The sequence below is a fragment of the Streptococcus sp. 9903 genome (genome assembly GCF_013276625.1).
In the GTDB taxonomy this organism is placed as follows: Bacteria; Bacillota; Bacilli; order Lactobacillales; family Streptococcaceae; genus Streptococcus.
On sequence record NZ_VMLI01000007.1, the window covers coordinates 1 to 24,257 of the forward strand.

At 40.4% G+C, this 24,257-nt stretch carries 27 protein-coding genes and 1 pseudogene; 20 read left to right on the forward strand and 8 right to left on the reverse strand.

Annotated features, from left to right (window positions below; genetic code table 11):
- The 10 genes and pseudogenes from HT696_RS03710 to HT696_RS03755 all read left to right on the forward strand — a co-directional run.
- A partial coding sequence (locus tag HT696_RS03710; RefSeq protein ID WP_173283349.1) for an FIVAR domain-containing protein occupies positions 1 to 1,101 on the forward strand: 1,101 nt, incomplete at its 5' end.
- Between the two features lie 367 nt (positions 1,102 to 1,468).
- On the forward strand, positions 1,469 to 1,765 hold the full coding sequence (locus HT696_RS03715) for a hypothetical protein (RefSeq protein WP_234990551.1): 297 nt from the start codon (positions 1,469 to 1,471) through the stop codon (positions 1,763 to 1,765).
- 20 nt (positions 1,766 to 1,785) lie between these two features.
- Positions 1,786 to 2,379 (forward strand): hypothetical protein, encoded by a 594-nt coding sequence (locus tag HT696_RS10675; protein ID WP_234990550.1) that lies wholly within the window; start codon positions 1,786 to 1,788, stop codon positions 2,377 to 2,379.
- Positions 2,380 to 2,477: 98 nt separating this feature from the next.
- Positions 2,478 to 3,077: a DUF6088 family protein gene (locus HT696_RS03725; RefSeq protein ID WP_173253499.1), complete on the forward strand. Its 600-nt coding sequence runs from the start codon at positions 2,478 to 2,480 to the stop codon at positions 3,075 to 3,077.
- A gap of 234 nt (positions 3,078 to 3,311) precedes the next feature.
- On the forward strand, positions 3,312 to 4,703 hold the full coding sequence (pgdA, locus tag HT696_RS03730) for a peptidoglycan-N-acetylglucosamine deacetylase PgdA (protein WP_173282855.1): 1,392 nt from the start codon (positions 3,312 to 3,314) through the stop codon (positions 4,701 to 4,703).
- Between the two features lie 112 nt (positions 4,704 to 4,815).
- The gene (locus tag HT696_RS03735; RefSeq protein WP_173253497.1) at positions 4,816 to 5,658 is read left to right on the forward strand and encodes an aldo/keto reductase; all 843 of its coding nucleotides are present in this window, start codon (positions 4,816 to 4,818) and stop codon (positions 5,656 to 5,658) included.
- A 271-nt stretch (positions 5,659 to 5,929) separates the two neighbouring features.
- Positions 5,930 to 6,691 (forward strand): annotated as a pseudogene (locus HT696_RS10680) (elongation factor Tu).
- A gap of 541 nt (positions 6,692 to 7,232) precedes the next feature.
- A complete protein-coding gene (glyQ, locus tag HT696_RS03745; protein ID WP_044814430.1) occupies positions 7,233 to 8,150 on the forward strand; it encodes a glycine--tRNA ligase subunit alpha in 918 nt (305 codons plus the stop codon).
- Positions 8,151 to 8,361: 211 nt separating this feature from the next.
- Positions 8,362 to 10,398: a glycine--tRNA ligase subunit beta gene (gene glyS, locus HT696_RS03750; protein ID WP_173283350.1), complete on the forward strand. Its 2,037-nt coding sequence runs from the start codon at positions 8,362 to 8,364 to the stop codon at positions 10,396 to 10,398.
- A gap of 41 nt (positions 10,399 to 10,439) precedes the next feature.
- A complete protein-coding gene (locus HT696_RS03755; RefSeq protein WP_173282853.1) occupies positions 10,440 to 10,697 on the forward strand; it encodes a DUF896 family protein in 258 nt (85 codons plus the stop codon).
- Between the two features lie 113 nt (positions 10,698 to 10,810).
- Here HT696_RS03755 and HT696_RS03760 read toward each other — a convergent pair whose 3' ends face one another.
- The 4 genes from HT696_RS03760 to HT696_RS10685 are packed head-to-tail and all read right to left on the reverse strand — an operon-like array spanning position 10,811 to position 13,808.
- A complete protein-coding gene (locus tag HT696_RS03760) occupies positions 10,811 to 12,049 on the reverse strand; it encodes an NAD(P)H-dependent oxidoreductase (protein WP_173282852.1) in 1,239 nt (412 codons plus the stop codon).
- An 18-nt stretch (positions 12,050 to 12,067) separates the two neighbouring features.
- The gene (locus HT696_RS03765; RefSeq protein WP_033677008.1) at positions 12,068 to 12,673 is read right to left on the reverse strand and encodes an NADPH-dependent FMN reductase; all 606 of its coding nucleotides are present in this window, start codon (positions 12,671 to 12,673) and stop codon (positions 12,068 to 12,070) included.
- A gap of 59 nt (positions 12,674 to 12,732) precedes the next feature.
- Complete coding sequence (locus HT696_RS03770; RefSeq protein ID WP_173218658.1) at positions 12,733 to 13,656, reverse strand: FAD:protein FMN transferase; 924 nt, start codon at positions 13,654 to 13,656, stop codon at positions 12,733 to 12,735.
- On the reverse strand, positions 13,626 to 13,808 hold the full coding sequence (locus HT696_RS10685; protein WP_345789467.1) for a hypothetical protein: 183 nt from the start codon (positions 13,806 to 13,808) through the stop codon (positions 13,626 to 13,628). The genes HT696_RS03770 and HT696_RS10685 overlap by 31 nt, the downstream gene beginning before the upstream one ends.
- Positions 13,809 to 13,952: 144 nt before the next feature.
- Between HT696_RS10685 and HT696_RS03775 the strand changes: the two genes are divergently transcribed.
- From HT696_RS03775 to pdxT, 3 genes are all read left to right on the forward strand, one after another.
- Positions 13,953 to 15,332 (forward strand): FAD-dependent oxidoreductase, encoded by a 1,380-nt coding sequence (locus tag HT696_RS03775; RefSeq protein ID WP_173282851.1) that lies wholly within the window; start codon positions 13,953 to 13,955, stop codon positions 15,330 to 15,332.
- Between the two features lie 151 nt (positions 15,333 to 15,483).
- Positions 15,484 to 16,359: a pyridoxal 5'-phosphate synthase lyase subunit PdxS gene (gene pdxS, locus HT696_RS03780; protein ID WP_000138526.1), complete on the forward strand. Its 876-nt coding sequence runs from the start codon at positions 15,484 to 15,486 to the stop codon at positions 16,357 to 16,359.
- Positions 16,360 to 16,941 (forward strand): pyridoxal 5'-phosphate synthase glutaminase subunit PdxT, encoded by a 582-nt coding sequence (pdxT, locus tag HT696_RS03785; RefSeq protein WP_173282850.1) that lies wholly within the window; start codon positions 16,360 to 16,362, stop codon positions 16,939 to 16,941. It abuts the gene before it with no gap.
- 20 nt (positions 16,942 to 16,961) lie between these two features.
- Here pdxT and HT696_RS03790 read toward each other — a convergent pair whose 3' ends face one another.
- Together HT696_RS03790 and HT696_RS03795 are read right to left on the reverse strand one after the other, a co-directional pair.
- On the reverse strand, positions 16,962 to 17,609 hold the full coding sequence (locus tag HT696_RS03790; protein ID WP_173282849.1) for a hemolysin III family protein: 648 nt from the start codon (positions 17,607 to 17,609) through the stop codon (positions 16,962 to 16,964).
- Entirely contained in the window at positions 17,606 to 18,052 is a 447-nt protein-coding gene (locus tag HT696_RS03795) for a DUF1836 domain-containing protein (RefSeq protein ID WP_173282848.1), read from the reverse strand. Before HT696_RS03795 ends, HT696_RS03790 begins: the two co-directional genes overlap by 4 nt.
- 134 nt (positions 18,053 to 18,186) lie before the next feature.
- Here HT696_RS03795 and HT696_RS03800 point away from each other — a divergent pair, with 134 nt between their 5' ends.
- The 7 genes from HT696_RS03800 (at position 18,187) to trxB (ending at position 22,539) form a co-directional block, all read left to right on the forward strand.
- The gene (locus tag HT696_RS03800; protein ID WP_173282847.1) at positions 18,187 to 18,681 is read left to right on the forward strand and encodes a GNAT family N-acetyltransferase; all 495 of its coding nucleotides are present in this window, start codon (positions 18,187 to 18,189) and stop codon (positions 18,679 to 18,681) included.
- On the forward strand, positions 18,681 to 19,190 hold the full coding sequence (locus HT696_RS03805; RefSeq protein ID WP_173282846.1) for a methylated-DNA--[protein]-cysteine S-methyltransferase: 510 nt from the start codon (positions 18,681 to 18,683) through the stop codon (positions 19,188 to 19,190). Before HT696_RS03800 ends, HT696_RS03805 begins: the two co-directional genes overlap by 1 nt.
- A 12-nt stretch (positions 19,191 to 19,202) precedes the next feature.
- The gene (locus HT696_RS03810) at positions 19,203 to 19,559 is read left to right on the forward strand and encodes an arsenate reductase family protein (RefSeq protein WP_173282845.1); all 357 of its coding nucleotides are present in this window, start codon (positions 19,203 to 19,205) and stop codon (positions 19,557 to 19,559) included.
- Between the two features lie 157 nt (positions 19,560 to 19,716).
- The gene (locus tag HT696_RS03815) at positions 19,717 to 20,517 is read left to right on the forward strand and encodes an amino acid ABC transporter permease (RefSeq protein ID WP_044792179.1); all 801 of its coding nucleotides are present in this window, start codon (positions 19,717 to 19,719) and stop codon (positions 20,515 to 20,517) included.
- Positions 20,517 to 21,260, forward strand: a complete 744-nt coding sequence (locus HT696_RS03820; protein ID WP_024057829.1) for an amino acid ABC transporter ATP-binding protein — start codon at positions 20,517 to 20,519, stop codon at positions 21,258 to 21,260. The genes HT696_RS03815 and HT696_RS03820 overlap by 1 nt, the downstream gene beginning before the upstream one ends.
- Before the next feature lie 77 nt (positions 21,261 to 21,337).
- A complete protein-coding gene (locus HT696_RS03825; RefSeq protein WP_057487646.1) occupies positions 21,338 to 21,562 on the forward strand; it encodes a DUF4059 family protein in 225 nt (74 codons plus the stop codon).
- Positions 21,563 to 21,627: 65 nt separating this feature from the next.
- Positions 21,628 to 22,539: a thioredoxin-disulfide reductase gene (gene trxB, locus HT696_RS03830; protein ID WP_173282844.1), complete on the forward strand. Its 912-nt coding sequence runs from the start codon at positions 21,628 to 21,630 to the stop codon at positions 22,537 to 22,539.
- A 199-nt stretch (positions 22,540 to 22,738) separates the two neighbouring features.
- Here trxB and rlmB read toward each other — a convergent pair whose 3' ends face one another.
- Both rlmB and def read right to left on the reverse strand, forming a co-directional pair.
- The gene (gene rlmB, locus HT696_RS03835; protein ID WP_173282843.1) at positions 22,739 to 23,467 is read right to left on the reverse strand and encodes a 23S rRNA (guanosine(2251)-2'-O)-methyltransferase RlmB; all 729 of its coding nucleotides are present in this window, start codon (positions 23,465 to 23,467) and stop codon (positions 22,739 to 22,741) included.
- Positions 23,468 to 23,511: 44 nt separating this feature from the next.
- Positions 23,512 to 24,123 carry a peptide deformylase gene (gene def / locus HT696_RS03840; protein WP_045611905.1) on the reverse strand — a complete coding sequence of 204 codons (612 nt, stop codon included), beginning with the start codon at positions 24,121 to 24,123 and terminating at the stop codon, positions 23,512 to 23,514.
- Positions 24,124 to 24,257: the final 134 nt, after the last annotated feature.

Genomic DNA, 24,257 nt, shown 5'->3' on the forward strand with positions numbered 1-24,257 from the left:
GACAAGTCAGCATTAGAAGCATCTAAGACAGCGTTGTCTGGCGACATCAACCAAGAAACTTCAACAGCTGGTAAGACAGAAGCAAGTAAGAAAGCTTTCGAAACAGCTAAGACTCAAGCTCAAGAAGCCTTGAAGAAAGCTGAGGAAGTGATTGCGGATGGTAATGCGACAGAAGCAGAAGTAGCGGAAGCTAAGAAGAAAGCAGATGAAGCTAAGACAGCCCTAGATACTGCTCGTACAGGCTTGACGAACGTCGACAAGTCAGCATTAGAAGCATCTAAGACAGCGTTGTCTGGCGACACTAATAACAGTGCTAACACGAACAACGGCGGTACTACCACCCCTGCTGACAGCAATAGCAACAGTGTGACACCAGGTAATAGTGGTAACACTCCAGTCCCTGGTGTGACGACTGATGATAGTAGCAACACGAACCCTGCTACTCCATCATCTACTGTTGGACAGGTTCAAGCAAGTACTCCAGCTCAAGAAACACCAGTTTCTACAAACACTTCAAACAATTCAGGCAATACAGCGACTCCTAGCGAGATTCGTCCTGTTGACAAGTCTGAGCTTGCTCGATTGGTTGAAGAACTAGAAACTCGTTTGAAAGACTTGGATGGTATTGATCAATCTGTCATCGACGCTACGAAGGTCATTCTCGGAGAGGGTCAAGAAGCCCTTAGAAATGCTGACTTGACAGAGGCAGGCTTGAAAGAGATGACTGCCAAGGTCAAAGAAGCACTCGAATCCTTGAGAGGTAAGCAAGCGACTAAGGATGAAGAAGAAACGAAAGAAACAAGGAAAGAACAAGATCATCTTCCATATGGTACGATGATTGGCAGCCTGCTCGCCCTTCTTGGTCTCCTTCTCTTCCTCATCGCGCGTCGCAAGAAAGAGTCAGAACTCAAGAAATTGACCAAGGAATTAACTAAGGTTCTGCAAGAAAGCGACCTTACAAATGTAGATGCGAAAGTCCTCGACCAAGCACGAGAAACTCTCGCTCAAGCAGTTGCCTTCCTAGCCAATGAGAAAGAGTTTGACCACACAGAAGATGAGTTGATTGAGAAACTCAAAGCTATTCTTGCTCAGTTAAGATAAGCGACATGTTGAAATATCGCAGGCGACCATAGAAGTTACTACATTGCTGGATAATGACGATAGGAAAAGTTAGTCGCAAACCTGTAGTGGGAATATTTCAGCTTCTAGCGAGGAAATGGTTCTGGGAACAGGACACCGTCTTTTGGATGGGAATGCTTCCTCCTCTAGTATCAGTAGAAGTCTTCAATGGCAGAGTAAGATAAAGAAGAAACACGAGACAAGTAAGATAGTTCATGAAATGGAACTGAAAATTGCTGGTGTGGACTCTTGAAGGAAGTAATGGATAGAAAGAAGTTGAAAAGCGTCTTTCTATCCATCTTTCTTTAGGAATAGATGTAAGCGCTTTAAAAATAGAAAGGGTAATGGAATGGGGAAACATGAAAGTAGAAAAAACAAACCTATTTTATTAGTAGGGAATGGAATCAATAGATTATTTGCAAGCGAGCCAGAAAATGATGATTTCTTTAATGTCGACAAGTTTAGAGGTGAAAAAGAGGCGGAGAAACGTTCATTACATGCTGAGATAAGCGATTCTTTGCGTTTTCCAATGAGGATTTTAGTACTCTATAAGGGGAAAGAAGAAACTGTCGCAGAGGAACTAACTGATTTTTTGAAGGATAAGATGACGATTTCAAAAAGAAAGAGTTTCTTGAGGACTTATTAACGTTAGAAGTAGAGAATATTTTGACGACGAATTACAGCTTTGAATTTGAAAAAACAATTTGTACTAATCCATCTATTGGAAAAATCTTAAATCTATATGGATATGGGAAGGAGGGGGAAATCAATAAAAAGGAGAGGGAGCTAGGAATCTATCAATATATAAAATTAGGTGATCGAAAAAAACTATGGCATATACATGGAATAGCAACCAGAAAAAATTCTATTATACTAGGACAATACCATTATGGTTATTTGCTTTCGCAGGTGATAGGATATACATCTGAATTATTAAGAAGATGGAATTCTAAAAATGATTTTTATCATCATTCATGGATTGATTGTTTTGTAAGCAATGATGTGCATATCCTTGGTTTTGCTTTCGATTTAGCTGAAATCGATTTGTGGTGGCTACTCGCATACAAGAAGAAACATTTTGAATTTACAAAGGTGTATTTTTACTCGAAAGTTGGATATTTAGATGATAATGTGAGAATACTCTTGTGTACATATGGCGTTATTATAAAAGAAATAAATACGGCTGATTATCATGATTTTTATAATCAAGCTATTACTGAAATAAGAAATGGGATAAAAATGGATAGAGATGTTACATAAGAAATTGTAAGAGGTCTGTTCCCTCTTGATAAAATGACTCTCATTTGACTTTTTGCACCAAAAGTAGCATCATATTCGGTGCAAAGGAGGTGTGATAGATGAACGATAAGCAGGAAATAGTAAACAGGATAGAAAATTTTGAATCGAATCAAGTTTTTATAGCAAATGCTTTCTTTGATATTGCAGGATATGAAACTGTTCGTAGGACATTAAATCGTCTTGTAAAAGACAAAAAGGTTACTCGCATTTTGAAAGGTATTTATTATAAACCAAAATATATAGAACTGATTGGAGAGTATGCAATGGCATCTGTGGATGAAGTTGCTGATGCTATTGCTAGAAAATATAATTGGACCATTGCTCCATCGGGAAACACAGCCCTTAATTTACTTGGTTTATCTACGCAGGTACCAGCAAAATGGACCTATATATCAGATGGAAGATATGCCAGTTTTAATGTTGGTAAGGCAAGGATAGAATTTAAGCATAGAAATAATGGAGATATTTCAAATATGTCAACCTTAACTGCAATGGTGATACAATCTGTCAAGGAAATGGGGAAAGAGAACATTACTTCTCAGCAGATTGACTACTTACGGAAAAAATTATCTGAAGAAGAAAAGTCAACATTACTAGCTGAAGGTAAAACTACAAGTGCTTGGGTATATAGTATTATCAAGAAAATATCAGAGGTATAGAGATGTTTGAGGATAAATCGACTGGGAAAAATAAATCAATTTCTCAGAATGTTTTTAGAAATCACGGTGTCTATTCTAGCTTCAATCTACTAGAAATTCCATAGATAGAAAACTACATAATCTCTACAGATAGGGCTGATAGAGTTGATGTGAGATGCTTTGGCTTGCTAGAGGAATTGTGGATTGCCAAACTGTATCATTGAAATTATTGCTCAAATTTGTTATGATATAAATATGAATAAAAGTAGACTGGGACGTGGCAGACACGGGAAAAAGAGACATGTATTATTGGCTTTGATTGGTATTTTAGCAATTTCTATTTGCTTATTAGGCGGATTTATTGCTTTTAAAATGTATCAGCAAAAAAGTTTTGAGCAAAAGATTGAATCGCTCAAAAAAGAGAAGGACGATCAATTGAGTGAGGGAAATCAGAAGGATCATTTTCGTAAGGGTCAAACCGAAGTGATTGCCTATTATCCTCTCCAAGGGGAGCAAGTGATTTCCTCTGTTAAGGAGCTGATAAATCAAGATATTAAGGACAAGCTAGAAAGTAAGGACAATCTTGTTTTCTACTATACAGAGCAAGAAGAGTCAGGTTTAAAGGGAGTCGTCAATCGTAATGCGACCAAACAGATCTATGATTTAGTTGATTTTAAGGTTGAAGAGACTGAAAAGACCAGTCTAGGAAAGGTTCACTTAACAGAAGATGGGCAACCTTTTACACTTGACCAACTGTTTTCAGATGCTAGTAAGGCTAAGGAACAGCTGATAAAAGAAATCACCTCCTTTATAGAGGATAAAAAATTGGATCAAGATCAGAGTAACCAGATTGTAAAAAACTTCTCTGACCAAGACTTATCTGCATGGAATTTTGATTACAAGGATAGTCAGATTATTCTTTATCCGAGTCCTGCGGTTGAAAATTTAGAAGAGATAGCCTTGCCAGTATCTGCTTTCTTTGATGTTATCCAATCTTCGTACTTACTCGAAAAAGATGCGGCCTTGTACCAGTCTTACTTTGATAAGAAACATCAAAAAGTTGTCGCTCTAACCTTTGATGATGGTCCAAATCCAGCAACGACTCCGCAGGCATTAGAGACTCTAGCTAAATATGGTGTTAAAGCTACTTTCTTTGTGCTTGGGAAAAATGTTTCTGGGAATGAGGACTTGGTGAAGAGGATAAAATCTGAAGGTCATGTTGTTGGAAACCATAGTTGGAGCCATCCGATTCTCTCGCAACTCTCTCTTGATGAAGCTAAAAAGCAGATTACTGATACTGAGGATGTGCTAACTAAAGTGCTGGGTTCTAGTTCCAAACTTATGCGTCCGCCTTATGGAGCTATTACAGATGATATTCGCAATAGCTTGGATTTGAGCTTTATCATGTGGGATGTGGATAGTCTGGACTGGAAGAGTAAAAATGAAGCAGCTATTTTGACGGAAATTCAGCATCAAGTAGCTAACGGCTCTATCGTTTTGATGCATGATATTCACAGTCCGACAGTCAATGCTTTGCCAAGGGTCATTGAGTATTTGAAAAATCAGGGTTATACCTTTGTGACCATACCAGAGATGCTCAATACTCGCCTAAAACCTCATGAACTGTATTATAGTCGTGATGAATAAGCAACAAAAATAGGTCTGTCAGATATGTGATAGACTTATTTTTTACAGAAGATAGTACTAATTAGCAAAAAAATTATGCTATAAATGATAAAGAAAATAGAAGGAGAAGCATATGAATACCTATCAATTAAATAATGGAGTAGAAATTCCAGTATTGGGATTTGGAACTTTTAAGGCTAAGGATGGAGAAGAAGCCTATCGTGCAGTGTTAGAAGCCTTGAAGGCTGGTTATCGTCATATTGATACGGCGGCGATTTATCAGAATGAAGAAAGTGTTGGTCAAGCAATCAAAGATAGCGGAGTTCCACGAGAGGAATTGTTCGTAACTACCAAGCTTTGGAATAGTCAGCAAACCTATGAGCAAGCTCGTCAGGCTTTCGAAGAGTCTTTAGAGAAGCTGGGTTTGGATTATTTGGATTTGTATTTGATTCATTGGCCGAATCCAAAACCGCTCAGAGAAAATGACGCATGGAAAACTCGCAATGCGGAAGTTTGGAGAGCAATGGAAGACCTCTATCAAGAAGGCAAAATCCGTGCTATTGGAGTTAGTAATTTCCTTCCCCATCATTTGGATGCCTTGCTTGAAACAGCAACTATCGTTCCAGCAGTCAATCAAGTTCGTTTGGCTCCAGGTGTCTATCAAGAGGAAGTCGTAGCTTACTGTCGAGAAAAAGGAATTTTATTGGAAGCTTGGGGACCTTTTGGTCAGGGAGAACTGTTTGATAGCAAGCAAGTGCAAGAAATTGCGACAAATCACGAAAAATCGGTTGCTCAGATAGCCTTGGCCTGGAGCTTGGCAGAAGGATTTCTACCACTTCCAAAATCTGTCACAGCATCGCGTATTCAGGCTAATCTTGATTGTTTCGGAATTGAACTAAGTCATGAGGAACGAGAAACCTTAAAAACGATAGCTGTTCAGTCGGGGGCTCCACGAGTTGATGATGTGGATTTCTAGAAAATCATAAAAAGAATTGTACATTGTTCTAATTTTTGATATAATGTCAGTAGGAAAGAAAGTCTTATGGCGTTCTTCAAGCGAGCTTGGGATAGTGGGAGCCAAGTAGGGCAAAATAATGAGCTGGCGCTTTCTGTCGTATTTTAAAAAACAATGAAGTAATAAATTAGGGTGGAACCGCGTTTCTGACGCCCCTAGGTTAAATCAACCTAGGATTGTCAGATGTGGTTCTTTTTCTTATTCAGTCTATTGTGTGAAAGAAAGGAGAGACGTGGAAAACCTTTATCTTGTAAAAGACGATAGTCAACTAGCTGCATTTCGTGATTTTGTAGTAAGAAATACTGAAAAGTTGAAAGATTATCAATCTTTTTTAAAGAATGAACTTGCAGTCTGTGATTTACCGCAAGCCGTTATTTGGTCAAGTTTTAATGCTGCTATACAGATTATTAGGGAAAGCGCTGTTCCAGCCTATACAAATAATAGACGAATGGTTATGACGCCTGATTTAGCTGTTTGGAAAGAGTTGTATTTGTATCAGTTGATGGACTACGAGTGTTCTGAGCAAACTCAAGCAATAGAAAGTCACTATCATTCTTTATCTGAAAATTTTCTCTTACAGATTGTAGGACATGAGCTAGCTCATTGGTCGGAGCATTTTTTAGATGATTTTGATGGTTACGACTCTTATATCTGGTTCGAAGAGGGGATGGTTGAATATATTAGTCGCAAGTATTTCTTGACAGAAGAGGAATTTTAAGCGGAAAAAATTTGTAATCAATCTCTCGTAGAACTTTTTCAGAAGAAGTATGGTTGGCATTCATTGAATGATTTTGGTTCTTCGACTTATGATAAGAACTATGCAAGTATTTTTTACGAATACTGGCGTAGTTTTTTGACAATAGATAAGTTGGTAGAGAATCTAGGTAGTGTACAAGCGGTCTTTGATTCTTATCATCTATGGGCAAATACAGATAAAACTCTTCCCTTGTTGGATTGGTTTGTTCAGCAGAAATTAATTGAAAAAGAAATATAAAAACTAAAGGAGTAAACAATGTCTAAAAAATTAACATTTCACTGCGTCAGTGGCAGAAACCTCCTTACAGCCGGACTGCTCCACGCTCAGCACTAGAATGCCTGAGCTAGAAGCAGTACTAACTCGTCTTGCCTCGTATGATCGACGAGGCAGACTCGTGTCGCAAGAAATCATTTTTTATTAAGGAGTATTCAATATCTAAGAAATTAACATTTCACTGCGTCAGTGGCAGAAACCTCCTTACAGTCGGACTGCCCCACGCTCAGCACTAGAGTGCCTGAGCTAGACGCAGTACTAACTCGTCTTGCCTCGTATGATCGACGAGGTAGACTCGTGTCGCAAGTAATTTATAAAAAAGGAGTATTCAATGTCTAAAAAATTAACATTTCACTGCGTCAGTGGCAGAGATCTCCTTACAGTCGGGCTGCTCCACGCTCAGCACTAGAGTGTCTGAGCTAGACGCAGTACTAACTCGTCTTGCCTCGTATGATCGACGAGGCAGACTCGTGTCGCAAGTAATTTATAGAAAAAGGAGTAAACAATGTCTAAAAAATTGACTTTCCAGGAAATCATCCTTACTTTGCAACAATTTTGGAATGACCAAGGTTGTATGCTCATGCAGGCTTATGACAATGAAAAAGGTGCGGGAACCATGAGTCCTTACACTTTCCTTCGTGCTATCGGACCTGAGCCATGGAATGCAGCGTATGTAGAGCCATCACGTCGTCCTGCTGACGGTCGTTATGGGGAAAACCCTAACCGTCTCTACCAACACCACCAATTCCAAGTGGTCATGAAGCCATCTCCATCAAATATTCAGGAACTGTACCTTGAGTCTTTGGAAAAATTGGGAATCAATCCTTTGGAGCACGATATTCGTTTCGTTGAGGACAACTGGGAAAACCCATCAACTGGTTCAGCTGGTCTTGGTTGGGAAGTTTGGCTTGATGGGATGGAAATCACCCAGTTCACATATTTCCAACAAGTAGGTGGATTGACAACTGGCCCTGTGACTGCGGAAGTCACCTATGGTTTGGAGCGCTTGGCTTCTTATATTCAGGAAGTGGATTCTGTCTATGATATCGAGTGGGCGGATGGTGTAAAATACGGAGAGATCTTCATCCAGCCTGAGTACGAGCATTCAAAATATTCATTTGAAATTTCAGATCAAGAAATGTTGCTTGAAAACTTTGATAAGTTTGAAAAAGAGGCCGGTCGCGCCTTGGAAGAAGGATTGGTGCACCCTGCCTATGACTATGTTCTCAAATGTTCACACACCTTTAACCTGCTTGATGCGCGTGGTGCCGTATCCGTAACCGAGCGTGCAGGCTATATCGCTCGTATCCGTAACTTGGCCCGTGTCGTAGCTAAAACCTTTGTCGCAGAACGAAAACGCTTAGGCTACCCACTTTTAGATGAAGCAACACGAGCTAAACTCTTAGCAGAAGACGCAGAATAAAGAGAGTGACAAATTACGAAAATGGGCGAACAGAGTGAGCCCTGAGCCAGTTGCCGCAGTGATGAAGGTATCCTTAGTGAAACTAAGGATACTAGGCAAAATTGGAGACTTTTGGCTCCAATTTTAGCAATGAAACAACGAAGTTGGTTGCTTGCGTGCCAATCACATAAGGCAAACTGGAAAATAAAAAGATATTTTTCGGAGAAAAAACATGACAAAAAACTTATTAGTAGAACTCGGTCTTGAAGAATTACCAGCCTATGTTGTCACACCAAGTGAAAAACAACTAGGCGAAAAAATGGCAGCCTTCCTCAAGGAAAACCGCCTGTCTTTTGAAGCTATTCAGACCTTCTCAACACCACGTCGTTTGGCTGTTCGTGTGACTGGTCTTGCAGACAAACAGTCTGATTTGACAGAAGACTTCAAGGGTCCAGCAAAGAAAATTGCCTTGGATAGTGATGGAAACTTCACCAAAGCAGCTCAAGGATTTGTCCGTGGAAAAGGATTGACTGTTGAAGATATCGAATTCCGTGAAATCAAGGGTGAAGAATATGTCTATGTTACCAAGGAAGAAATTGGTCAAGCAGTTGAAGCCATTGTTCCTGGTGTTGTAGATGTCTTGAAGTCATTGACTTTCCCTGTCAGCATGCACTGGGCTAACAACACCTTTGAATACATTCGTCCTGTTCACACTTTAACTGTTCTTTTAGATGAAGAAGAGTTTGATTTGGATTTCCTTGATATTAAGGGAGGGCGTGTGAGCCGTGGCCATCGTTTCTTGGGACAAGAAACCAAGATTCAGTCAGCCTTGAGCTATGAAGAAGACCTTCGTCGTCAGTTTGTAATTGCAGATCCACGTGAACGTGAGCAAATGATTATTGACCAAATTAAGGCAATCGAAGCTGAACACAGTGTATGTATCGAAATTGATGCTGATTTGCTGAATGAAGTCTTGAACTTGGTTGAATACCCAACTGCCTTTATGGGAAGTTTTGATGCCAAATACCTTGAAGTTCCAGAAGAAGTTTTGGTGACTTCAATGAAAGAACACCAACGTTACTTTGTTGTTCGAGATCAAGATGGCAAGCTCTTGCCAAACTTCATTTCTGTTCGTAATGGAAATGCAGAGTATTTGGAAAATGTCATCAAAGGAAATGAAAAAGTCTTGGTAGCTCGCTTGGAAGACGGAGAATTCTTCTGGCGTGAAGACCAAAAATTAGTTATTTCTGACCTTGTTGAAAAATTAAACAATGTAACCTTCCATGAGAAAATTGGTTCCCTTCGTGAACACATGATTCGTACTGGTCAGATTGCTATTCTCTTGGCAGAAAAAGCTGGTTTGTCAGCGGATGAAACGATTGACTTAGCCCGTGCAGCAGCCATTTACAAGTTTGACTTGTTGACAGGTATGGTTGGTGAATTTGACGAACTCCAAGGAATTATGGGGGAAAAATATGCCCTTCTTGCTGGGGAAACTCCAGCGGTGGCAGCTGCTATTCGTGAACACTACATGCCTACTTCAGCTGAAGGAGAACTTCCAGAGAGCAAGGTCGGCGCAGTGCTTGCTATTGCAGACAAATTAGATACGATTTTGAGTTTCTTCTCAGTAGGTTTGATTCCATCAGGTTCTAATGACCCGTATGCTCTTCGTCGCGCGACTCAAGGTGTGGTTCGTATCTTGGATGCCTTTGGTTGGCACATTGCTATGGACGAGCTGATTGATAGCCTTTATGCTTTGAAATTTGACAGCTTGACTTATGAAAATAAGGCAGAAGTGATGGACTTTATCAAGGCTCGTGTTGATAAAATGATGGGTTCAACTCCAAAAGATATCAAGGAAGCCGTTCTTGCAGGATCAAACTTTGTTGTGGCAGATATGTTGGGAGTAGCAAGTGCTCTCGTAGAAGCAAGCAAGGAAGAAGACTTTAAACCATCTGTTGAATCACTTTCTCGTGCCTTTAACTTGGCTGAGAAGGCAGAAGGAGTAGCTACAGTTGATTCAGCTCTCTTTGAAAATGAAGAAGAGAAAGCCTTGGCAGAAGCAGTAGAATCACTTGTTTTGTCAGGGACTGCAAGTCAACAATTGAAACAGCTCTTTGCTCTTAGCCCAGTCATCGATGCCTTCTTTGAGAATACTATGGTTATGGCCGAAGATCAGGCTGTCCGTCAAAATCGTTTGGCAATCTTGTCTCATTTAACTCAAAAAGCAGCTAAGTTTGCTCGTTTTAACCAAATTAACACTAAATAAAATTTGATAAACAGGCTTTATCTTATCCCAAAGGAGAAGAAATGGATCCGAAAAAAATCGCTCGTATTAACGAGCTTGCTAAAAAGAAAAAAGCAGAAGGCTTGACCCCAGAAGAAAAAGTGGAACAAGCTAAACTACGTGAGGAGTACATCGAAGGGTATCGTCGCACTGTTCGTCACCACGTCGAAGGGATCAAAATTGTGGACGAAGAAGGAAACGATGTTACACCAGAAAAACTACGCCAAGTCCAACGTGAAAAAGGTTTACATGGCCGTAGTCTCGATGATCCAAATTCATAATCAGTATTCTTTCTTTTAACAAAGATAGATGAAAGAATAACCAAAAGACTAGCAGTTTTTGTCTGCTAGTCTTTTTGACACTAAAAAAGGAACCATAATGGTTCCTAAAATTATTAGTAACTTGCACCGGCTGTAGCGTCTGCGCCATCACCGTGGCCTCCAGCATCACCTGAATCAGAAGCTCCAGATGTGGCATCTGCTCCACCGTGGCCTCCAGCAGGAGCTGCAGCATTTCCATCGACTAGACGTTGACCAGTTGTTTCCAAGTACCAATCGAGCCATGGTTGGAAATTGAAGATGATTTCATTGATTCCAGCATATGAACCATCTGGATAGTACATTGCCTTGTAGTTATGTGTATTAATAACACCTTCAGGTGTTCCCGGCACAATTGTACGGACATATTCTTGGTCCCCATTACGTAGTACACCGACAACCCATTCAACGTTTTTCATTCTTGCAGGTGGTAGGGAAGCATGTACTGTTCCTAAGCGGCTACCTGCTTGAACACGCACACGTTTACCATACATTGTGTTTGGATCTTGGTGGGCGTTATTGTAGTACAAGAATTGATTATTATCATCCGCATATGTCAACTCAAATGGCATTGCTTTCAAGAACATGTCAATTTGGTTAACGGTCAAGATACCGTGGTCTAATTTAACGTAAGTATCACCAGAAACAGCTCCAACAAGCTCAGCTGCTTTTTCTACCCATTCAGGATCATCAGGGTCAACACCTTGAATGGTAGTTGCGATTGGATTTGTACAATATAAATCTTCTGGTGCGATTGGTTTTGGTTTTTTCAATTTTGAAACGACTCCCACATATTTTACAAAGTTGTCTAAACATGTTTCAAGGAAATTAACAGTTCCTTCATTTGTGATATTCCCATCAACATCAAATGCTTCTTTGGCTTTACCAAGAAGGAATTCGTTACCTGGAAGCGTATAGGCATTGACACCTGGAGCGTCAAGAATCTTACGAAGGTGAACTTGGGCACGAGAAGTACCTTGGTCATAGTAAGAAGCTCCTACAATCATAACTGGTTTGTTTTCAAATGGATGAACTTCGTATGAAAGCCATTCAAGAACAGATTTTAGGGAAGCTGAGATTGTATGGTTGTGCTCAGGAGTAGCGATGATGACACCATCAGCACGAGTAATTTTATTATATAAATAACGTAATTGGAAACTTTCATCCCATTTTTCGTCTTGGTTGAACATTGGAACTTCGTCAATTTCGAGAACTTCTAATTCAAATTTGAGTTTGAAGTGACGACGGATGAATTCCAAGAGTTTACGGTTATATGATTGATCGTAGTTTGATCCTACAAGTCCAACAAATTTCATTCTTTTTGGTCTCCTATCTTACAAATTTTCCCAGTCAAAGTCTTCAGCATCTTTGCGAAGTAGAGCTTGTGCGTTGCGCAATTTTTCTGTAATTTTTACAAAGATACGGAAGTCGTCAAAAGTGGCATCCAATTTTTTAATAACATCAAGATCTACTAGGTCTCCACTTGGATTAAAAGCTTGAAGAGAATGTGAAAGCAAGAATTCATCTGGAAGGACACTTGCTTTGATTTCTGGAGCATTCAAGATTTGGCGAAGTTGCATTTGAGCACGTGATGAACCAAGTGTACCGTAAGAAGCACCTGTAATCATGATTGGTTTGTTCAAAAGTGGGTAAATACCATAAGACAACCAAGCAAGAGCGCTCATCAAAACAGCTGGGATAGAGTGGTCGTACTCAGGAGTACCGATAATAACGCCATCTGCTTCTTCAATTTTAGCAGCAATTTCCAGAATTTCAGCAGGTACTTGCTTGTCAGCTGGCTTGTTAAAGACAGGGATGTCCTTGATTTCAACAAGTTCAATTTCAGCTTTGTCAGCAAAGTGTTTTTGCATGTATTGAAGCAATTGGCGGTTTGTAGAACGTTTTGAATTTGTTCCAACAATAGCAATAAGTTTTAACATGAGATTTCCTTTCTCTTTTTACATAATACGATTTTAAAACTCCATTGAAACAGTTGTTTCTATAGAGTAGGAATTCCTGAAGAACAACTTAGGTGACCTTCCTTATCGATGAGGATGACTTCGATGCCCTCCAAACTTTCTACTTGCCAAAGGATAGAAGCAGGTCTTTCTCCAAAGAGTCGAGTTGTCCAGATTTCGCCATCAACTGATTTATCAGAGATGATTGTTAGACTCGCTAGTTCTGTTTCAACAGGATATCCTGTTTGACTGTCAAAAATGTGATGGTAATCTTGTCCATCGACGGTCAGGTGACGTTCATAAATGCCTGAAGTCACGACAGATTGATTGACAACAGGGATGGTCATTAAGTGATTCCCCCTCGGATTGGCTGGGTCTTGAATCCCGATTTGCCAAGGCTGATTTCCTCTTGCCTGATTTTTTCCAATGGTCAGGATATTCCCTCCCAGATTGATTAAGGCAGATGTCACTCCCTCTTCTCTCAGAAATTGGGCAACCTTATCCGCACTATAACCCTTGGCTAAACAACCAAGATCGATTTTCATTCCTTTCTGTTTTAAAAACACAGTGGAAGTAGAAGAATCTAACTCGACATAGTAGGGATTGATTAAAGGGAGCACAGATTCAATTTCTTGAGGTTGGGCGACCTTGGCATCTGAAAAACCGATACGCCATGTTTGAATCAAGGGACCAATACTGATGTTGAGATGGCTAGAGGGCGCTAGGCTATGCTCTAACCCAAGTGAAATCAGTTCAAACAGGTCTGGATGAACTTTGACTGGAGCTATTCCAGCTTGATGATTGATTTCCATCAACTCAGATTCCTGACTATTGGCATTGAAGCGGTATTCTAGCTCTCTGAGTAAATCAAAGGATTTTTGGAGCAAGCTATCGGCTCGCTCATCCACTAATGAAATAGTGATAGTAGTCCCCATTAGCCGTTCAGAATGTGAACTAAGAGGCAAGCTACCAACTCCTTTCTCTTATAGAAAATAAGTTGTAATATCAAGCAATTATCTAAATTGAAGCCCTTACATTTTATTTTCATGTTATTAGAATACCATAAAGTTAGATTTTCTACAAATGAAATTTGGAAAAAGTCAAGAAATATGCTCACAAAAATTCATTAGTCTTGAAAACAGGATAAATGGGGAATTATTTTTGATAAAAAATGCTGAAATAATAGGAAATCACTTGAAAACGCTAACAGTAAATGTTATACTAGTAGAGTAAATTTAAAATTGAAGGTAGGAATTTTTCTATGAGTAAAATCGTTGTAGTCGGTGCTAACCACGCTGGTACAGCATGTATCAATACCATGTTGGATAATTTTGGAAATGAGAACGAAATTGTTGTATTTGACCAAAACTCTAACATCTCTTTCCTAGGATGTGGAATGGCTCTTTGGATTGGGGAACAAATTGACGGTGCTGAAGGCTTGTTCTATTCTGATAAAGAAAAATTGGAAGCTAAAGGTGCTAAAGTTTACATGAACTCACCAGTTCTTTCAATCGACTATGATAACAAAGTAGTTACAGCAGAAGTTGAAGGAAAAGAGCACAAAGAATCATACGAAAAATTGATTTTCGCTACAGGTTCTACACCAATCTTGCCACCAATCGAAGGTGTTGAAATTGTTAAAGGCAACCGCGAATTTAAAGCAACTCTTGAAAACGTACAATTCGTGAAATTGTACCAAAATGCTGAAGAAGTTATCAATAAACTTGCTGACAAGAGTAAACACCTTGAGCGCATCGCCGTTGTTGGTGGTGGTTATATCGGTGTTGAACTTGCCGAAGCCTTCGAGCGTCTTGGAAAAGAAGTTGTCCTTGTTGATATCGTAGACACTGTTTTGAACGGCTACTACGACAAAGACTTCACACAAATGATGGCGAAGAACTTGGAAGACCACAACATCCGCTTGGCTCTTGGTCAAACTGTTAAAGCAATCGAAGGTGACGGTAAAGTTGAACGCTTGATTACTGACAAAGAAAGTTTCGACGTGGATATGGTTGTTCTTGCAGTTGGTTTCCGTCCAAACACAGCACTTGCTGATGGTAAGATTGAACTCTTCCGCAACGGTGCTTTCCTTGTAGATAAGAAACAAGAAACATCTATCCCAGGTGTATTTGCCGTTGGTGACTGTGCGACTGTCTATGACAATGCTCGTAAAGACACAAGCTACATCGCCCTTGCTTCAAATGCAGTTCGTACTGGTATTGTTGGTGCTTACAACGCTTGTGGACATGAATTGGAAGGAATCGGTGTACAAGGATCAAACGGTATCTCAATCTACGGTCTTCACATGGTTTCAACTGGTTTGACACTTGAAAAAGCAAAAGCTGCAGGTTACAATGCGACTGAAACAGGCTTTAACGATCTTCAAAAACCAGAATTTATGAAACATGATAACCATGAAGTAGCGATTAAGATTGTCTTTGACAAAGATAGCCGTGAAATTCTTGGTGCACAAATGGTTTCACGTGATTCTGCAATTAGCATGGGAATCCATATGTTCTCACTTGCTATCCAAGAGCATGTGACAATTGATAAATTGGCATTGACAGACCTATTCTTCTTACCACACTTCAACAAACCATACAACTACATCACAATGGCTGCACTTACAGCTGAAAAATAAAAATGAATGAGCTATCTGGCCTTAAGTGAAGGTCAGATAGTTTTTTAGGTAATTTGTACCCATACAATTTTGATTTTTTTATCTTGTGATTCATTCTAATCTAACTTAAAATGAAATGGTAGCTACCAATACAAATGATGAGGATAAACAAATGACTGAAAATCGTTATGAATTAAATAAAAACTTGGCTCAGATGCTCAAAGGTGGGGTAATCATGGATGTTCAAAATCCTGAGCAAGCTCGTATAGCAGAAGCTGCTGGTGCGGCAGCTGTTATGGCCTTGGAGCGGATTCCAGCTGATATTCGTGCAGCTGGTGGAGTTTCCCGCATGAGCGATCCAAAGATGATTAAGGAAATCCAAGAAGCGGTTAGTATTCCAGTGATGGCCAAGGTTAGAATCGGGCATTTTGTGGAAGCTCAGATTTTAGAGGCTATTGAGATTGACTATATCGATGAGAGTGAAGTTTTATCTCCAGCTGACGACCGTTTCCATGTGGACAAGAAAGAATTCCAAGTTCCTTTTGTCTGTGGGGCTAAGGACTTGGGTGAAGCCTTGCGTCGTATCGCTGAGGGTGCTTCTATGATTCGTACCAAAGGAGAACCGGGTACAGGGGATATCGTCCAAGCTGTTCGTCATATGCGTATGATGAATCAGGAAATTCGCCGCATTCAAAACCTACGTGAGGACGAACTTTATGTTGCTGCCAAGGAATTGCAAGTCCCTGTAGAATTGGTTCAATATGTCCATGAACATGGGAAATTGCCAGTTGTAAACTTTGCGGCTGGAGGTGTTGCAACACCAGCAGATGCTGCGCTGATGATGCAGTTAGGGGCAGAAGGTGTATTTGTCGGTTCAGGTATTTTCAAATCAGGAGATCCTGTTAAACGAGCGAGTGCTATTGTTAAGGCTGTGACTAACTTCCGTAATCCTCAAATCCTAGCTCAAATCTCTGAAGATTTAGGAGAAGCTATGGTTGGTATCAATGAGAATGAAATTCAAATTCTCATGGCAGAGCGAGGAAAATAGATGAAAATCGGAATATTGGCCTTGCAAGGTGCCTTTGCAGAACATGCAAAAGTACTAGAGCAATTAGGAGTCGAGAGTGTTGAAATCAGAAATTTAGAGGATTTTCAGCAAGATCAGACTGGCTTGTCGGGTTTGATTTTGCCTGGTGGTGAGTCTACAACCATGGGCAAGCTCTTACGTGATCAGAACATGCTGATTCCCATTCGAGAAGCCATTCTATCTGGTTTACCAGCCTTTGGAACCTGTGCTGGCTTGATTTTGCTGGCTAAAGAAATTACTTCTCAGGAAGAGAGTCATCTAGGAACTATGGATATGGTGGTCGAGCGTAATGCCTATGGGCGCCAATTAGGAAGTTTCTATACGGAAGCAGAATGTAAGGGAGTCGGTCAGATTCCAATGACCTTTATTCGCGGTCCGATTATCAGTAGTGTTGGAGAAGATATAGAAATTCTAGCAACAGTGGACAATCAAATCGTTGCAGCCCAAGAAAAAAATATGCTGGTAACTTCCTTTCATCCAGAATTGACTGATGATGTGCGCTTGCACCAGTACTTTATTAATATGTGTAAAGAAAAAAGTTGAGACTGAATTTCTCAACTTTTTTACATGTAATAAACAATGGCAATGTATTGGAGTGCGGACGCAGCTAGGATAAAGAGATGCCAAATCATGTGGAAATAAGGTTTTTTCTTGGCGTAAAATCCAGCTCCAACTGTATAACAAAGTCCGCCAGTTACCATGAGACTCCAGAAAATGGGTGTTGTTTGACTGATGATGGCAGGAATGATAGCTAGAACCAACCAGCCCATAATCAGGTAAAGGGCAAGGCTGAATTTCTCATTGACTTTTTTAGCAAAGATTTTATAGAGGATGCCGAAAATGGTCGTTCCCCACTGGATGACAATAATCAGATAACCAAACCAGTTATTCATTAAGGTCAAGACGACGGGCGTATATGAGCCTGCAATAGCAACGTAAATCATAGAATGGTCGATGATTCGCAAGACATATTTGTGGGTCGAACCATAGGCCATAGAGTGGTAAATGGTGGATGAGAGGAACATGAGAAAGAGACTAATAACGAAAATGGATACACCGATAGATGATAAAAATCCGTGTGCTTCATAACTATAGGTGGATGAAATAGGCAGTAAGATGAGCATGATGACTGCACCTACTGCGTGGGTCACACTATTAGCAATCTCCTCTCCAAAACTGAGTTGTTTACTGAGTTTAAGACTAGTGTTCATTGGATTACCTCCTCTTGAGTATGATGGATTAAGGCTAGAGTTTGATGATAGAGTTTAACGGTTTGGCAGCTGGTTTGGATAATGGGGTTAGCTGGATCAATTCCGTGATTCATGTAGTCCACAAAAGCATCGTAGAGTTGGTCTGAACTTGCTTGACTTTGTAGAGTATTCAGTGTCTGGGCTATTTCTTGAATAGAAAAGACAGACTTGAGGCTTGTGATAGCAATCAAACGGGCAATTTGTTGGCGTTGGTATTTTTTCTTGTCAGGCTTTGTCAGGTAACCATGTTTGACATAATTGTTGACCATAGATGCTGTTAGGCCCTTGTCTTTATCAGGAGAAATAGGGGCGCAGACCTGATTGACATAGAGCAAAACCTGGTCCAGATAGAGGTCAATGTTTGGAATTTCTGCCCATTTTGGGTAGGAAAAGGTAGTTTTCATTTTCAACTCCTTTTTATCTAGTTTTAATAACTAGATTATAAAATAATAAAAACAGAAAGTCAAGTTTTAACTGCTTGTAGAAAGGCTTAAATTATGCTATGATGGGAGAAACTAGTCAGAAATGAGGAGAAAAGATGGAAATTCGTTTAGCTTTTCCAAATGAAGTAGATGCCATCATGCAGGTGATGGAGGATGCTAAGAAATGTTTAGCAGATGCTGGTAGTGACCAGTGGCAAAATGGTTATCCAAATGCAGATGTTATTATTGAGGATATTATCTCAGGTCAAGCCTATGTTGCCTTGGAAGAGGGAGAACTGCTAGCCTATGCTGCTGTGACCAAGAGTCCAGAGGAAGCCTATGAAGCCATTTATGAAGGAAGTTGGCAAGCTGGAGAGTCTGAATACCTAGTCTTTCACCGTATCGCTGTGGCTACAGATGTTCAGGGACAGGGAGTAGCTCAAACCTTCTTAGAGGGATTGATTGAAGGTTTTGACTATCTAGATTTTCGCTCAGATACGCATGTTGCAAACAAGGCCATGCAACATATTTTTGAAAAACTCGGATTTAAACAGGTTGGTAAGGTTCCAGTTGATGGCGAACGCTTGGCCTATCAAAAATTAAAGAAATAATGCAAAAGAAGTACGCAAAAATGTTCTACTCTTCGCCGATTGGCTCCCTTTCTCTTGTAGCTGATGAGCATTATTTGTATGGAATTTGGGTGCAGGAGCAGAAGCATTTTGAGAGGGGACTAGGGTATGAAATAATAGAAGAAGTTGTTAGTCACCCCATTTTAGAGCCAGTTATTGCTTGTTTAGATGATTACTTTAAAGGCAAACCTCAGGATTTATCCAACTTGCCCTTGGCGCCAATCGGAACGGATTTTGAAAAGAGAGTTTGGTCCTATTTACAGGGAATTCCTTATGGTCAGACAGTGACCTATGGACAAATAGCCCAAGACCTGCAAGTGGCTTCTGCCCAAGCGATTGGTGGAGCAGTGGGGCGCAATCCTTGGTCCATCCTCGTACCCTGTCATCGTGTGCTGGGGTCAGGCAAGCGTCTGACAGGGTATGCTGCAGGAGTGGAAAAGAAAGCTTGGCTCTTGGAGCATGAAGGCGCAGATTTTAAAGATATAAAATAGAAAGTGAAAGACATGTTAGAATTTATCGAATACCCAAAATGTTCAACTTGTAAAAAAGCAAAACAAGAATTAAATCAATTAGGTGTGGACTACAAAGCCGTTCATATCGTCGAAGAAACACCCAGCCAAGAAGTCATTTTAAACTGGCTAGAAACCTCAGGATTTGAATTGAAGCAATTTTTCAACACCAGTGGTATCAAATATCGTGAATTAGGGCTAAAAGATAAGGTAGGAAGTCTGTCAAACCAAGAAGCAGCTGACTTGCTAGCAAGCGATGGTATGTTGTTAAAACGGCCAATTTTAGTAGAAAATGGAACTGTTAAGCAAATCGGTTATCGAAAAGCTTATGAAGAATTGGGATTGAAATAGTTTTTATCTATCTCTTTGATAGATAAAATATATAGCCTCCCTGTTTCAAAGTATGATAAACTAGTAGGTAGACAAAGTCTGTATCTGACCGTAGCAAATAATTTCATTGACGGCAGAAGTATGGTAGAATGAATCATTATCAGGAGAGGATGTTTTTATGAATGTTACAACGATTTTAGCATCAGATTGGTACCAAAACTTGATGCAATTGATTCCGGATGGCAAGCTGTTTAGCTTGCGTTCGGTCTTTGATGGAATTCCGAGAATTGTCCAACAACTTCCAACAACGATTATGTTGACAATTGGTGGTGCTCTTTTTGGCTTGGTTTTGGCACTTCTTTTTGCCATTGTGAAAATCAATCGTGTCAAGATTTTATATCCCTTGCAGGCCTTCTTTGTTAGCTTCTTAAAAGGGACACCGATTTTGGTGCAACTCATGTTGACCTACTACGGAATCCCTTTGGCTTTGAAAGCTCTCAATCAGCAATGGGGAACTGGTCTCAATATCAATGCGATTCCAGCCGCTGCTTTTGCGATTGTCGCCTTTGCCTTTAATGAGGCAGCTTATGCTAGTGAAACCATTCGTGCAGCCATTCTCTCAGTTAACCCTGGTGAGATTGAGGCGGCACGTAGTTTGGGTATGACCCGAGCACAAGTTTATCGTCGCGTGATTATTCCAAATGCGGCCGTTGTGGCGACTCCAACTTTAATCAATTCCCTAATCGGCTTGACCAAGGGAACTTCTCTAGCCTTCAGTGCGGGTGTTGTGGAAGTTTTTGCCCAAGCTCAGATTTTGGGTGGTGCCGATTATCGTTACTTTGAACGCTTCATCTCCGTTGCCCTTGTTTATTGGGTAGTCAATATCGGAATTGAAAGCCTCGGTCGTTTCATCGAGAGAAAAATGGCTATTTCTGCACCCGATATAGTGCAAACAGATGTGAAAGGAGACCTTCGTTAATGATTAAGATTTCGAATTTAAGCAAATCCTTTTCAGGACAGACTGTCTTGGATCATCTGGACTTGGATATCCAAAAAGGGGAAGTTGTAGCCTTGATTGGTTCTTCAGGAGCTGGAAAATCAACCTTCCTTCGCAGTCTCAATTATCTTGAAACACCTGACAGTGGTTTTATTCAGATTGATGATTTTTCAGTTGATTTTTCTAAGATCACTCAAGAAGAAATCCTTGCCCTACGCCGTAAGCTGTCTATGGTATTTCAACAGTTTAATTTGTTTGAGCGCCGAACAGCACTTGATAATGTAAAAGAAGGCTTGGTTGTTGTCAAGAAATTGTCTGACCAAGAAGCGACTAAGATTGCCAAGGAAGAGTTGGCTAAGGTTGGGCTTTCTGATCGTGAGAATCATTACCCTCGTCATTTATCAGGTGGACAGAAGCAACGGGTTGCCTTGGCGCGTGCTCTCGCTATGAAACCAGATGTCTTGCTCTTAGACGAACCAACTTCAGCCCTTGACCCAGAATTGGTCGGTGAAGTAGAAAAATCTATTGCAGATGCTGCTAAGTCAGGTCAAACCATGATTTTAGTCAGCCATGACATGTCCTTTGTAGCCCAAGTGGCTGATAAGATTCTCTTCTTAGATAAGGGGAAAATCATTGAGTCTGGAACTCCGGATGAGATTATCCACCATCCTAAAGAAGAGCGGACAAAAGAATTCTTCGCTAGTTACAAACGGACTTATATTTGATATAATAGATAAAGAAAAACTCAGTTAGCTGGACTAGCTGAGTTTACTCTTTAAAAAAGATAGAAATGAGAGAAATCATGCTACTGCAACTATTTTCTTTATATTTCGAGAGTTTGCTCTTGACCACCATCCTCGTCCTGATTTTTTTAGGGATTTGGATTGGACTGAGAGCCATGTCGGGAGTTGATAAGACAGCTAAGGCTCGCCAAGCCCATCTCTATGATATGATTATGATTGGAGTCTTGGTTGTTCCAGTATTATCCTTTGCGGTTATGAGTTTAATTCTTGTTTTCAAGGCATAATCCTTGCTTGATTGACAAGAAAGAGTTAGAATAAAGATAGTTACAACAAGAAAGAAGGAATCTATATGTACGATACTATTATTATCGGTGCTGGACCTGCAGGGATGACTGCAGCCTTGTATGCTGCTCGAAGCAATCTGAAAGTAGCTTTGATTGAAGGTGGTCTGCCAGGTGGTCAGATGAATAATACATCTGATATCGAAAATTACCCAGGATACGCTAATATTAGTGGACCAGAATTGGCAGAAAAAATGTTTGAACCGCTTGAAAATCTTGGTGTTGAGCACATTTATGGTTATGTTGAAAATGTCGAAGATCATGGTGATTTTAAGAAAGTGATTACTGATGACCAAACATATGAAACTCGTACCGTTATCGTAGCGACTGGCTCTAAACATCGTCCTTTGGGAGTACCTGGAGAAGAAGAACTGAACAGTCGTGGTGTTTCTTACTGTGCGGTGTGTGATGGTGCTTTCTTCCGTGACCAAGATTTGTTGGTAGTTGGTGGTGGAGATTCAGCTGTTGAAGAAGCCCTCTTCTTGACTCGCTTTGCCAAGACTGTTACCATTGTTCACCGTCGTGACCAACTTCGTGCTCAAAAGGTTTTACAAGACCGCGCCTTTGCGAATGAGAAAGTCAGCTTTATCTGGGATTCTGTAGTGAAGGAAATCAAGGGTGAAAACCGAGTAGAATCTGTTGTATTTGAAAATGTGAAAACAGGTCAAGTGACAGAGCAAGCCTTCGGTGGTGTCTTTATCTATGTTGGATTGGATCCTGTTAGCGATTTTGTTAAAGCATTGAATATCCAAGATCAGGCAGGTTGGATTGTGACAGATAACCACATGAAAACTGCAGTTGATGGTATTTTTGCGGTTGGAGATGTTCGCTTGAAAGACCTTCGCCAAGTTACAACAGCAGTTGGAGATGGAGCTATCGCTGGTCAAGAAGCCTACAAGTTTATCACCGAACATAGTTGATACACTTCGAAAATCTCTTCAAACCACCTCAGTTTCGCTTTGGAATAGGTATGGGTACTGACTTCGTCAGTTCTNNTCAGTCTTATCTACAACCTTAAAGCAGTGCTTTGAGCTGTCTACAGCTAGCTTCCTAGTTTGCTCTTTGATTTTCATTGAGTATAATCATAAAAAAGTTTCCAATCAGATGACTGGAAACTTTTTATAGTCTATTTCGGAAAACTTCATACATAAGAATGGCTGCAGCAACACTGGCATTGAGACTTTGAACATGGCCATTCATGGGAATGGTAATCATTTCATCGACTTGTTTTTTGATGTTGCTAGAGATGCCTTTGCCTTCATTTCCAATGATGAGGGCGATTTTCCCTTTTGTATTCCACTTGTGGCAAGGAGTCCCATTCATATCCGTTCCAAAGGTCCAGAATCCCTCATCCTTGAGTTTGTCCAGAGTTTGGCTTAGATTAGTCACTCGAGCAATTGGAACGTGCTCAATAGCACCTGTGGCCGTTTTGGCAACGACAGGAGTAACACCGACAGCACGGTGCTTGGGAATGATGACACCTGAAACGTTGGTCGCATCGGCCGTTCTCAGGATGGAGCCTAGGTTGTGAGGGTCAGTTAAGCCATCCAGAATCAATAGAAGTGGATTTTCTTCTTGGCGTGTTTGGGTAAGAATGTAATCCAGCTCGCTATAGGCAAATTCGGACACTCGTAGAACAAAACCTTGGTGAACAGCACCTTCAGTCATCTCAGAGAGGGCTTTTTTTGATGTCCAAGAAATGGACACCTTCTTTTCTGTAGCCAGTTCTTTGACTTTCTCAACATTCTTACCTCGGAGATCTTCTTGGAGGTAGAGTTTGTTTCCTGTGTTCGTAAGGAGGGCTTCGGTAACGGCGTGGACGCCATAGACAATATCATTTGTTTTCATGCCTCTATTATAACACAAAACCCCGTCTTGCAACGGGATTTTCTTTATTCCAGAATCAGTAAACCATCTTTAACTTCAAATGGGTCTTTTTCATTGATACGATCGTAAAACATGATTCCGTTGATGTGGTCAATTTCATGCTGAACAACGATGGAGTTATAGCCTTTAAGTTTGATACGATGTTTTTCACCATCCTTGTCAAAGTAGTCAACAGTAACACGAGCATGGCGAACCACATAGCCAGGCACGTTGCGGTCAACAGACAGGCAACCTTCTCCTTCGCCAAGAGCAGCGTCTTGAACAGAGTGAGAGACGATTTTGGGATTGTACATAATAGCTTGCAAGTCGTAGGCTTCCTGTGGAGTTTCGCCTTCTTCGACAATGTTTGGCACCAAAACAGCGATAATGCGTTTTGAGATATCTAACTGGGGAGCAGCAAGTCCAACCCCACCACGGAGTCCCATTTTTTCAGCCATTACGGGATCTTGGGAATGTTTAAGGAATTGCATCATCTTTTCGCCAAGGATGATTTCTTGGTCAGACAAGGGAAAAGTGACTTCCTCAGCAACCGCGCGTAGAGTTGGGTTCCCTTCGCGGATAATATCGTTCATATCAATTAAGTGAGCAGCTTTTGTAATACGTTCTATAGCAGACATTTTCTCTCCTTTCATTACCTCTACATGATAACACAAAATGACAAGGATTGAAAGTATTACAGCCTTTAGGATTTATAGAAAATAGATAGTATGTTCAATTCATACTCAATGAAAATTAAAGAGCAAACTAGGAA

Bases quoted from the DNA above. Each gene is read 5' to 3' on its own strand.
- HT696_RS03800 (WP_173282847.1), top strand. From the start codon at position 18,187: ATGGAAATTCGTTTAGCTTTTCCAAATGAAGTAGATGCCATCATGCAG.
- HT696_RS03765 (WP_033677008.1), bottom strand. From the start codon at position 12,673: ATGTTAAAACTTATTGCTATTGTTGGAACAAATTCAAAACGTTCTACA.
- trxB (WP_173282844.1), top strand. From the start codon at position 21,628: ATGTACGATACTATTATTATCGGTGCTGGACCTGCAGGGATGACTGCA.
- HT696_RS03775 (WP_173282851.1), top strand. From the start codon at position 13,953: ATGAGTAAAATCGTTGTAGTCGGTGCTAACCACGCTGGTACAGCATGT.
- pdxS (WP_000138526.1), top strand. From the start codon at position 15,484: ATGACTGAAAATCGTTATGAATTAAATAAAAACTTGGCTCAGATGCTC.
- HT696_RS03760 (WP_173282852.1), bottom strand. From the start codon at position 12,049: ATGAAATTTGTTGGACTTGTAGGATCAAACTACGATCAATCATATAAC.
- HT696_RS03825 (WP_057487646.1), top strand. From the start codon at position 21,338: ATGCTACTGCAACTATTTTCTTTATATTTCGAGAGTTTGCTCTTGACC.
- glyQ (WP_044814430.1), top strand. From the start codon at position 7,233: ATGTCTAAAAAATTGACTTTCCAGGAAATCATCCTTACTTTGCAACAA.
- rlmB (WP_173282843.1), bottom strand. From the start codon at position 23,467: ATGAAAACAAATGATATTGTCTATGGCGTCCACGCCGTTACCGAAGCC.
- HT696_RS03820 (WP_024057829.1), top strand. From the start codon at position 20,517: ATGATTAAGATTTCGAATTTAAGCAAATCCTTTTCAGGACAGACTGTC.
- HT696_RS03755 (WP_173282853.1), top strand. From the start codon at position 10,440: ATGGATCCGAAAAAAATCGCTCGTATTAACGAGCTTGCTAAAAAGAAA.
- HT696_RS03715 (WP_234990551.1), top strand. From the start codon at position 1,469: ATGGGGAAACATGAAAGTAGAAAAAACAAACCTATTTTATTAGTAGGG.
- HT696_RS03725 (WP_173253499.1), top strand. From the start codon at position 2,478: ATGAACGATAAGCAGGAAATAGTAAACAGGATAGAAAATTTTGAATCG.
- glyS (WP_173283350.1), top strand. From the start codon at position 8,362: ATGACAAAAAACTTATTAGTAGAACTCGGTCTTGAAGAATTACCAGCC.
- HT696_RS03790 (WP_173282849.1), bottom strand. From the start codon at position 17,609: ATGAACACTAGTCTTAAACTCAGTAAACAACTCAGTTTTGGAGAGGAG.
- def (WP_045611905.1), bottom strand. From the start codon at position 24,123: ATGTCTGCTATAGAACGTATTACAAAAGCTGCTCACTTAATTGATATG.
- HT696_RS03815 (WP_044792179.1), top strand. From the start codon at position 19,717: ATGAATGTTACAACGATTTTAGCATCAGATTGGTACCAAAACTTGATG.
- pdxT (WP_173282850.1), top strand. From the start codon at position 16,360: ATGAAAATCGGAATATTGGCCTTGCAAGGTGCCTTTGCAGAACATGCA.
- HT696_RS03795 (WP_173282848.1), bottom strand. From the start codon at position 18,052: ATGAAAACTACCTTTTCCTACCCAAAATGGGCAGAAATTCCAAACATT.
- pgdA (WP_173282855.1), top strand. From the start codon at position 3,312: ATGAATAAAAGTAGACTGGGACGTGGCAGACACGGGAAAAAGAGACAT.
- HT696_RS03735 (WP_173253497.1), top strand. From the start codon at position 4,816: ATGAATACCTATCAATTAAATAATGGAGTAGAAATTCCAGTATTGGGA.
- HT696_RS03810 (WP_173282845.1), top strand. From the start codon at position 19,203: ATGTTAGAATTTATCGAATACCCAAAATGTTCAACTTGTAAAAAAGCA.
- HT696_RS03805 (WP_173282846.1), top strand. From the start codon at position 18,681: ATGCAAAAGAAGTACGCAAAAATGTTCTACTCTTCGCCGATTGGCTCC.